3 protein-coding genes are annotated in these 2,316 nt (G+C 45.7%); all 3 read left to right on the top strand.

The features are described 5' to 3' along the window. Positions 1–152 precede the first annotated feature (152 nt). On the top strand, positions 153–515 hold the full coding sequence (locus VIN08_RS13920) for a DUF7674 family protein (RefSeq protein WP_331966146.1): 363 nt from the start codon (positions 153–155) through the stop codon (positions 513–515). 125 nt (positions 516–640) lie between these two features. After that, positions 641–718 carry a K(+)-transporting ATPase subunit F gene (gene kdpF, locus VIN08_RS13925; RefSeq protein WP_331966152.1) on the top strand — a complete coding sequence of 26 codons (78 nt, stop codon included), beginning with the start codon at positions 641–643 and terminating at the stop codon, positions 716–718. 3 nt (positions 719–721) lie between these two features. Further along, positions 722–2,316: potassium-transporting ATPase subunit KdpA (gene kdpA / locus VIN08_RS13930; RefSeq protein WP_331966149.1), on the top strand; the 1,595-nt coding region annotated here is incomplete at its 3' end.

Here is a 2,316-nt window from a genome sequence, read left to right on the forward strand (position 1 = left end):
TCCCGCCCTGAAAGAAAAAGTACACTGATACTTTTCCATTTCTGCAAGACCCTTCGGAATCCGAAGGGTCTTTTTCTTTCCCCCCTTTCTAATTGATTGATTACAACGCTTTTTCATACAGGGCACAACGCTTGCCAGAACCCGGTCAAATCATGAAAACGATTATGATCAACGAACGAATTGCCCTGGTGATGCTGGAAGGTGAAATACCGGATGGCGAAAGCGATCCTCACTACACCAGGCGTTTTTACAAGTCCATGCAGTCATTTGCCAATGCCTCACTCCTGCTGTGCGAGCAGCGGCACTATCAGAAACTGCAACGATACCTGCATGTGGCACTCAAGCTTTTTCGCGAAGGGAACAACACGGTAAAGGCAGGTATCACCGATATATACCTCTATACATTATCGCATAGCCTCGACCGCCACAACAACCAGCAGCGATGGATCGAAGCGTTCATGCCTGACGAACTGCGCGCAGAATATACCCGCCAGCACAACGCCAGCACTCCCTGATTTAACATGACTTAAAAACAACATCAAACTATATATACTATGGTAACCTTCATTCTGCTGGCGTCCACCTTGGCGTGCTTCGCCCTATTCTTTAAAGCAATTGATTACTTCGAAAAAATATAAGTATGCTTTTCCTCTTCATTTTATCCATCCTGGTATTTATATACCTGTGCTACGTACTCGTTAAACCTGAAAAATTCTAATGTATGAATACTGAAATTGTAGGCGTTGTTTTTATACTCGCGCTAACAGTAGCTCTCGCTATACCGCTGGGAAAATATATAGCGAAAGTATATGCGGGGGAAAGAACGCTGCTTGATCCTGTTTTCAACCCGCTCGAAAAATTATTCTTTCGCATCAGCCGCATTGATGCCGCACACGAAATGACCTGGAAAGAACATCTTGTTGCTTTACTGATCATTAACATTGTATGGTTTGTATACGGCATGCTCATCCTGATGAACCAGGGCTGGCTTCCACTGAACCCGGATGGAAATCCGTCTATGACACCCGATCTCGCTTTTAATACGGTGATCAGTTTTGTTACCAATACAAACCTGCAACATTACTCGGGCGAATCTGGTGTGTCTTATTTAGGACAGCTTACTTTAATGCTATATCAATTTGTAAGTGCCGGTGCGGGTATGGCTGTAGCCGCAGTGTTGTTCAACGCACTCCGCGAACGCACCACAGACAAGCTCGGTAATTTTTATGAGTACTTTGTAAAATCCTGCACACGCATTTTATTACCGGTATCCTTTATAGTAGCCGTCATACTGGTCTTCAGCGGAACACCCATGACTTTCGCTGGGAAAGATACCATCACTTCCCTGCAAGGTGATACTGTGCAGGTATCGCGCGGACCGGCCGCTGCCATGATCGCCATTAAACAAGTAGGTACCAATGGTGGTGGTTTCTATGGTGCCAACTCTGCACACCCGCTGGAGAACCCGAACTTCATTACCAATATAGTAGAGACTATAGCTATACCTTTACTATCGATAGCGCTGGTATTCGCATTGGGATATTACCTGAAGCGCCAGAAACTCGCGTGGATGATCTTCGGAGTTATGACGGCCGGTTTCCTGCTGTTCCTCATTCCTACTATATACCTGGAGATGCAGGGTAATCCTGCTATCACAAAGCTGGGCATTGATCAATCACTTGGCAGTATGGAAGGAAAAGAAGTTCGCTTCGGCAGTGCTGCTTCTGCATTGTGGGCGATTGTTACTACCTGTACATCCAACGGTTCTGTTAATGCCATGCACGATAGTCTCACACCACTGTCGGGTATGTTTACCATGCTGGGTATGCAGATCAATGCATTCTACGGAGGTAAAGGTGTAGGACTTCTCAACTTCTATATATTCATCATCATCGCAGTATTTATTTCCGGGTTAATGGTAGGCCGCACACCGGAATTCCTTGGCAAGAAGATCGAAGTGCGCGAAATGAAAATCGCCATGATCGTATTCCTGCTGCACCCGCTACTGATATTGACCGGCACAGCGCTGTCATCCTATATACTCTATATGAATCAAGACTATGCATGGCTTAACAATCCAAGCTATCACGGATTTTCTGAAATGCTGTATGAGTATACTTCATCGTCTGCCAACAACGGCAGTGGTTTTGAAGGCCTGGGCGATAACACACCGTGGTGGAATATATCCTGCGGTATCATTATGCTGCTGGCACGATTTATACCCATCATCGGCCCGATAGCCATTGCCGGTATACTGGCCAACAAGAAATATATACCTGAGAGTGCCGGTACATTAAAGGCTGATACCGGAACCTT

The sequence above is a fragment of the Ohtaekwangia sp. genome (assembly GCF_036568665.1).
Classification (GTDB): domain Bacteria; phylum Bacteroidota; class Bacteroidia; order Cytophagales; family Cyclobacteriaceae; genus Ohtaekwangia.

What these genes read in the sequence shown, in the direction of transcription:
- VIN08_RS13920 (WP_331966146.1), top strand. Translation starts at nt 153, where the DNA reads ATGAAAACGATTATGATCAACGAACGAATTGCCCTGGTGATGCTGGAA.
- kdpF (WP_331966152.1), top strand. Translation starts at nt 641, where the DNA reads ATGCTTTTCCTCTTCATTTTATCCATCCTGGTATTTATATACCTGTGC.